This is a genomic window from Peribacillus sp. SIMBA_075 (genome assembly GCF_046534585.1).
Genome location: NZ_JAWRYN010001756.1, coordinates 1 through 229, shown reverse-complemented (window position 1 = coordinate 229; position 229 = coordinate 1). Strand labels below are relative to the sequence as shown.

Genomic DNA, 229 nt, shown 5'->3' with positions numbered 1-229 from the left:
ATGTAAAAGTCTTCAACCGTGAAGATGGAGATGAATTACCACCAGGTGTGAACCAGTTAGTCCGCGTATACATCGTTCAGAAACGTAAAATTTCTGAGGGTGACAAAATGGCCGGAAGACATGGTAACAAAGGGGTTATCTCTAAAATCCTTCCAGAAGAAGATATGCCGTATCTTCCAGATGGAACGCCGATTGATATCATGTTAAACCCACTAGGGGTACCATCTCG

Annotated in this window: 1 protein-coding gene; it reads left to right on the top strand. The window is 43.2% G+C overall.

Features of this window, described 5'->3' with window-relative positions; all coding sequences use genetic code 11:
• On the top strand, positions 1-229 hold a 229-nt coding region (locus SB775_RS34465), incomplete at both ends, for a hypothetical protein (RefSeq protein WP_410865784.1).